Genomic DNA, 6,372 nt, shown 5'->3' on the forward strand with positions numbered 1-6,372 from the left:
CTCCCGCAGGATGCGGGCCCTCGTCGCCGAGCGGGCATGGCTGACGGTGTTCCTGCTGCCCGCCTACTCACCCGACCTCAACCCCGTTGAGTGGGTGTGGGCCCACGTCAAACGCAGCCTCGCCAACCTCGCCGTCATGGCCCTCGACCGGCTTGAGACACTCGTCCGCAACCGCCTCAAACGCCTTCAATACCGGCCCCACACCCTCGACGGCTTCATAGCTGGCACCGGACTCACCCTCGACACCCCAACCTCACCCTGAAACGCCGAAGTCAGTAACGCGAAAGGCTGGCGCTACCGCGCCACCCTGACCATCGGTCACCCGCAGGCATACATCGGACCCGCTCCGGACGACCGCTGGACCGAGGAGCTGCACGTCCGCCCAATCCTGCCCCGCCACGCCGACCCTCTGCCGCCGGGAACACCCCCGCTGCGTACGCAACTGCGCGACAGCCCGGAAGTGGTGGACGCGGAGGACTGGGCCGCCTGCAACGGGTTGTCCCGCGTGCAGGCAATCCGCGTCCTGACGGACAACGGGCTCACGCTGCTGGGAACCGTCTGATCAGCGCCCGCCGAGCATGCCCGAGCCCCCGGCATCCGGCGGCTCGCGCCATCGCCTCAGCGGCGGCGCCAGCACACGGGCGAAGGGCCTCTCCATCGTTCGAGGGGAACCGGGGCTCGGCGAGGCATTCGGTGCGCACGGAGCAGCCGGCGCAGATGGCCTTAGCCCGGCCCGCTGGCCGGGGTGGTCAGCTGTGGAGGGCTGCTGCCTTCGGACCGGACTGGATCACCAGCGCGTTCAGGGGGCGCGTGCGCGTGGGCTGGACCACCTCCAGCCAGCCGTCTCCGCTGGCGAGGCAGTACGGGATGCTCTGGTAGCCCTGCCACTTCCAGTTGATCCACCAACGGGGTTCGCTCCGGTGTCCCGCGCAGCGTCGGGGAGTGGGCAGCCGCTGACCGGCCAGCTCGACGTCGTCGAGCTCGACGTCGAGTTCCTTCATGCGGGCCAGCCCTGCCAGTGCCGCACGGCGCAGCGGACTGTCATCGCCCCACCTGCGGAAGGACCAGCGCATGTCCGGGGTCATCAGCAGGTCGGTGTCGTCCGGCGCGTCGGGCAGCGTGATGCGGGAGATGGTGATGGCCCCTTGCTGCTGCCACCCGATCAGCTCCGCCCGGACCTGGCGGGGGATGTAGCGGTCGAGGCCGTCGAACGCGTCGATCATGTCGTGGCGCTCGGCCCGGCCGGCTTCCGGATCTTCGGCGATCGCGTGGAGCACGCCGAAAGCCTGGTCGAGGGTGTCGCCCCGCTGCCACAGCGGGAGCATGAACGTGCCCTCGGCCTCCAGCTGTTCGCGCGCGGAGTCCTCGAACTGGAATTGCAACCCGCGGGAAGAGCCCGCGAGCGCGCGGCGCAGCGGCGCGTAGGGGTTGCCCCCGGAGAATACGGCTTGGACGACGGCCTGGGTCATCCGTTCGTCGCGCTCGAAGCGGACAGCCACGTCGACGTCGTGGGGCTCGGCGGCGCCGCGCGCGAAGCTGCCGAAGAGCCACATCTGCTGGACCAGCTGGAGCGGCCATTCCTGATGGCCCTCTAGCCGGCGAAGCATTCCTTCGACCAGTTCGACCGCTCGCGCTCGCTTCATGTGAGGCCTCCCTCATTCACGCCGAGTACCAGATTAGTGGCCGGGCTGGACCGTTATGTCCGCCGTCGGCAAGGATGCAGGTTCACGGAGGTGGACCGCCACGTCCCCCGGGGCGGAGCTGGCGGGGACATGAAGGCGTGGAGGGCAACGGGCAACTCCTTCCCAGCGGCCGCGCGGGCCGCTGAGATGGCCTCATGAGCGTTCCTGTCGCCTTAGCCGGCCTCTCCTCGCGCACTCCGGCAGCGTGCGTCTTCTGTGACATCGCTGCTGGCCGGGCCCCGGCGTCCGTGATCCGCGAGTGGCCCGATGCGCTGGCCATTCGCCCCCGGGGCGGTGTCTCGGACGGCCACGTCTTGGTCATTCCGCGCGCACATGTCGCTGACGCGATTGAAGACCCAGTCATCACCGGATCGACCATGATGCGGGCCTGCGAGCTCGGTGCCGACCTCAAGAGCGACCTCAACCTGATCGCGAACGTCGGACCGGACGCCACCCAGACGATCTACCACCTGCACATTCACCTGATGCCTCGCTCCGCCGGCGACGGTCTCATGCTGCCCTGGACCCCACACCCGCCCACCCGTACCAACATCTCCGGAAGTCCACTGTGACCATCCGGCTCGTCATGGCCCGAGAGCCACTCCCCGCGTCCGGACCGTCGGTATTCCTGGCCGGGCCCACCCCGCGCCTTGGAGGCCCGGTGGCGTCATGGCGGCCCGCCGCGCTCGTAGAACTCACGAAGCAGTGGACCTCCAGCCGTACGCTGAACGTGCTCAGCCCCGAGTCGCGGGGCGGCAGAAGGGCTGCGCACTACGACGACCAGGTCGGCTGGGAGACCACCGCACGGGCTTCCGCAACCGTCATCCTCTTCTGGATCCCCCGCGACTTGACCCATCTCCCCGGCATGACGACGAACGTGGAGTTCGGGCTGGATGTCGGCAGCGGCAAGGTCGTCCTCGGCTGTCCTCCCGACTGCCCGGATCCGCAGAGGAACCGCTACCTGATCTACGTCGCCCGCGAACATCAGGCACCGGTCCGTGAAACGCTAGCCGGAACGGTGGCCGCCGCCTTGGAACTCGTCACCGCCGCTCCCACCTCGCCGTGACCTACCTGGCCCCGCCCCGCGACCGGGTCGGCCCCGGTGGCCCTCAACTGCGTGTTTCCGGAAGCGCGACTCGGACGAGGCCTCGACCTCCCGTAGAGGCCTCCACTACCTGACCGCGCCGCCTCGGGGCGCGTGCCCTTCTGGGACGAGCGTTCTGCTATCCGGAATCTCCCCTGTCATGTGCCTACCGGCCTGGACGCTCCCGCCCATAGGTTGTGGCTCCGGACCATCCCGGGCCCAGCGCCCTCCCGGCTCCCCACGGGAGGGCTGCCGCGCGCCCAAGCGGTGGGTAGCCGCACCCTGAGCCGGGCCTGGAGCGCTCCTGCGGCCGACAGCGGTAGCCGCTGCCCGGGCGCCGGTTGAAGCCATCGCGCCGGTGATCCCGCCGATGCGGCTCTATCCACCAGCCCTGCGCTGCCTCAGCGGCGCAAGGGCCTGTTCCGCTGGTTGGACAGGCACACGGTGATCCTGTGCACCTTGGCCTGGCTGAAGTGCCGTTTCAGCGGTGAATTCCGGCGCCCAGCCGGGTGATTGACCCTCTTGTCCTCTCCCGAAGGCCCTGTCCGACGGGCTACAACGCGGGGCGTGATCAAGAACTTGCTTCAGCGCGGCCTGCCCGCGCTCGCCCTCGCTGCCCTTCCCGTCCTCGCCATCTCTCCGGCTGCGCACGCGGCCGGAACACACCCGGCCGCCACCGCTGGTGCCCCAGCGGCCGGGGCGCTCGCGCTTCGGGCGCCGCTGCCGCTGTACGAGGCGGTCGACCTGATCCCGGTCGCCGACGAACAGCGCGAGGGCTACAAGAGGGATCTGTACAAGCACTGGAACCGTGGGCTGAACCCCACTGACGGTTGTGATACCCGCAAAGAGGTGATCCTTTCCGAGGCCGTCGAGCCCCCGGCCGTCGCGCCGGGGTGCAAGCTGACAGGCGGCGTGTGGGTGTCCCCGTACGACGACGTCACCGTCACGGACGCAGCCGGACTTGATGTTGATCATTTTGTGCCCCTGGCCGAGGTCCACGACTCCGGTGGCTACGCCTGGAGCGCGGCGCGCCGTGAGGCGTACGCGAACGACCAGGCCTCCCCGCTGACGTTGATCGCGGTGACCGCGAAGTCGAACCGGAGCAAGGCCGACAAGGACCCGGCGCAGTGGCTGCCGCCGGCGGGGGGCTACCACTGCGAGTACGCCGCGCAGTGGACCGCGACGAAGCTGCGCTGGAAATTGACCGCCGACGACGCCGAGCGCCAGGCCCTCCTCGGGCTCGCCGAGGACTGCCCGACCACCACGGTCGTCTACGAGCCCGCGCCCTAGCGGCACGCGACCGGACCAAGGTCAGTTGAGGCGGGAACCGGTACGGAACCTCAGCTCGCCAGCGGCCATGCGGTTCGCCTCGGGCTGCTCGGCGTCTTCGAGCAGCCCGATGAACACGATCAGGTGGTCTGGGCGCTATCTGCCTTCCAGCCCGAGGGTAAACCCTGTGCAGAGCCGGTACTCGAGCGGCGTGTCAGGCGGTCGCGCGCTTCAGTGCTGCGGCGGCCGCGCGGGCGATCTCGGGACTGGCGAGGATCGCGGCGGTCACGTCGTCGGCGGTGGGACCGGTGGCTTGGGGCGGCACGAGACGGCACGTCCTGCTCTCCAACTCGTCGAGGAAGGCGAGACACGAGTCGAACTCGGCAGGGTCCTCCGACAGGCCGATGGTGATCATCTCGGCGCACAGCCCGGCAAGGGCGGCCCCCAGGCTCGATAGGACCGTCCTCATCTCCTGCGGCCGCCGGGCGACGGCGAGGCCGGGGTACTTCTTCGTCGGCTCGTACGCCTCGCCCAAGCGCTGCACGACGACCTGGAGGTACGAGGCGGTCTCGTAGAGGACCTCGTCGGGATTGCCGAGGGAGAGAAGCGGACGGTAGTCGCCGCCGTCGGCGCCCTTCGTCATCTGACCGCGGATGCAGAGGGCTCGCATTCCGTAGACCGTGGCCACCAAGTCGACCGAGTGGGCCAGGGTGCGGTCCGCGTCCACGATGGACTGGATCATGCGGCGTACGGTGCCCTGCCGCTCCTTGGCCGTGGTCGCCTTTTCTTCTTCCGTCAGGGCTTCGTGTTCGGCGCCGAGGTTCTCGAAGGCGACCAGGAGGGCTGCGGCGACGGCACGGAGACCCTCGGTTCCGGTGGGGTGCTGCTCGGTCATCGTCGACCTTCCGGTTTCGTTCACGCGACGCTTGGCCGCGGCGCCGCACGCGGCGACGCGGCAGGGGGTCGCGCCATCGCTTACAACGGCCGTCGCTCCGGGGCGGACACGGGGTGTGGCGGAACCGGGCCTTGGCTGTGGTGCTGTTCGTCCTCGACTTCATGCTCACCTGGAGTGTCCGGCAACATCTGGGCAGCGCAGATTCTGCTCAAGTAGCCGATCGAGTGCGTATCTCATGCTGAGATACGGGCTCGATTGCTGAAGCAGATCGGCCCCCTACAGCGGGCCCACGGCCGCCATTTGTAGAGGCGTTCAGCGCGGTGTGTGCGCCAAGCTGGCCGGCTTGATCGCATCGTTGCCATAGCGCTTTCGGGCCTGGTCTGTGACGGCCTCGATGGCCAGCGAGCGGTCGACGTCGGGATCGAAGGTGAGTTGGCGCGGTGCTTCGTCGGCTGCACGCAGGCCCTGGGCGCGCAGGGAGATCGCTCGTACGCGGGCGCGTTGCAGGGAGAGCGTGGCGTAGAGGTCGTAGGCGGTGCGCGTGAGGAGGAAGGTGTGGGCGGTGGCCTCGGGGAGGGTGCGGCTGCGCGTGGTGGTGGAGCCGTCCGCGTAGCGCACGGTCAGGGCTATGGCTTCGGCGGCCTTCCGGTCGGCGCGCAGGATGGCGCCGAGGTGTCCGGTCAGGGCCAGGAGGGCGCGGTGGTGTTGTGCGGAGTCGAGTTCGTCGGTGGTGAAGCGGTGCTCGGCGCTGATGGATTGGGCGATCGGTTCGGCGAGGACGGGTCGGTTGTCGTGGCCGTGGGCGGCTTCGTGGAGGGCGCGTCCGAGGCTGATGCCCAGGAGGCGTTGGAGGGTGAGGAGGGGGACGTCGGCGAGGTTGCCGATGGTGTGCAGGCCGTGGAGGGTCAGGGTCTTGGCGGTGGCCGGCCCTACGCCGTGGAGGAGCCCTACGGGGCGGGGCCGCAGGAAGGCGCGGATTGCTGCGGGATCGTCGGCGATCGTACGCAGTTCGCCGGACGGGGTGACGGCGGCGGCCATCGCGGCCAGGCCCCGGTTTGGGCCGGCTCCGATCGTGGTGTGGAGGCCCGTGTGGGCGGTGATCCGGAGGCGGACGAGGTGGGCCAGGCCTTCGGTGCTCTGGCCGAAGTAGGGGCGGGCGCCGGTGATGTCGATGACGACGGCATCGGGCGGCAGGGCCTGGACGGCGGGGGTGATGTCCCGCAGCAGGGTGAGGACCTGCTCGTACCGGGCGGTGTCGGCGGGGGTGAGGCCGTGCAGGTGGATGTGGAGGATGCTCCGGTCCACGGTGGTCATCGCGATCACCCCGCCGAACCTGGGCTCCGGTGCCCTAGGCCGTGTCTGATGGCTCTCGCCCGGATGGTGGATCTACTGCCGTTCCGGGCAGGAGTCGGTCATGGTGCGTCGGCATGAACTGACGAATG

The 6,372-nt window shown here is 69.6% G+C and carries 7 protein-coding genes; 4 read left to right on the forward strand and 3 right to left on the reverse strand.

Annotated elements, in window-relative coordinates; genetic code table 11:
• Positions 1-262 (forward strand): transposase (locus tag ACIBEA_RS43860; RefSeq protein ID WP_399270067.1); only part of this gene is annotated, 262 nt, incomplete at its 5' end.
• Between the two features lie 487 nt (positions 263-749).
• Here ACIBEA_RS43860 and ACIBEA_RS43865 read toward each other — a convergent pair.
• Positions 750-1,643 carry a nucleotidyltransferase domain-containing protein gene (locus ACIBEA_RS43865; protein WP_399270069.1) on the reverse strand — a complete coding sequence of 298 codons (894 nt, stop codon included), beginning with the start codon at positions 1,641-1,643 and terminating at the stop codon, positions 750-752.
• Between the two features lie 194 nt (positions 1,644-1,837).
• On the opposite strand from ACIBEA_RS43865, the gene ACIBEA_RS43870 reads away from it, so the two are divergent.
• From ACIBEA_RS43870 to ACIBEA_RS43880, 3 genes are all read left to right on the forward strand, one after another.
• On the forward strand, positions 1,838-2,254 hold the full coding sequence (locus ACIBEA_RS43870) for an HIT family protein (RefSeq protein WP_399270071.1): 417 nt from the start codon (positions 1,838-1,840) through the stop codon (positions 2,252-2,254).
• A gap of 14 nt (positions 2,255-2,268) precedes the next feature.
• The gene (locus ACIBEA_RS43875; RefSeq protein ID WP_399270073.1) at positions 2,269-2,748 is read left to right on the forward strand and encodes a nucleoside 2-deoxyribosyltransferase domain-containing protein; all 480 of its coding nucleotides are present in this window, start codon (positions 2,269-2,271) and stop codon (positions 2,746-2,748) included.
• A 585-nt stretch (positions 2,749-3,333) separates the two neighbouring features.
• Positions 3,334-4,056: an HNH endonuclease family protein gene (locus ACIBEA_RS43880; protein ID WP_399270075.1), complete on the forward strand. Its 723-nt coding sequence runs from the start codon at positions 3,334-3,336 to the stop codon at positions 4,054-4,056.
• A gap of 193 nt (positions 4,057-4,249) precedes the next feature.
• On the opposite strand, the gene ACIBEA_RS43885 is transcribed toward ACIBEA_RS43880, so the two are convergent.
• Positions 4,250-4,930, reverse strand: coding sequence for a hypothetical protein (locus ACIBEA_RS43885; RefSeq protein ID WP_399270077.1), 681 nt, complete (start codon positions 4,928-4,930; stop codon positions 4,250-4,252).
• 312 nt (positions 4,931-5,242) lie between these two features.
• Positions 5,243-6,244 carry a DNA polymerase thumb domain-containing protein gene (locus tag ACIBEA_RS43890; protein WP_399270079.1) on the reverse strand — a complete coding sequence of 334 codons (1,002 nt, stop codon included), beginning with the start codon at positions 6,242-6,244 and terminating at the stop codon, positions 5,243-5,245.
• Positions 6,245-6,372: the final 128 nt, after the last annotated feature.

The sequence above is a fragment of the Streptomyces sp. NPDC051555 genome, assembly GCF_044454405.1.
Classification (GTDB): domain Bacteria; phylum Actinomycetota; class Actinomycetes; order Streptomycetales; family Streptomycetaceae; genus Streptomyces.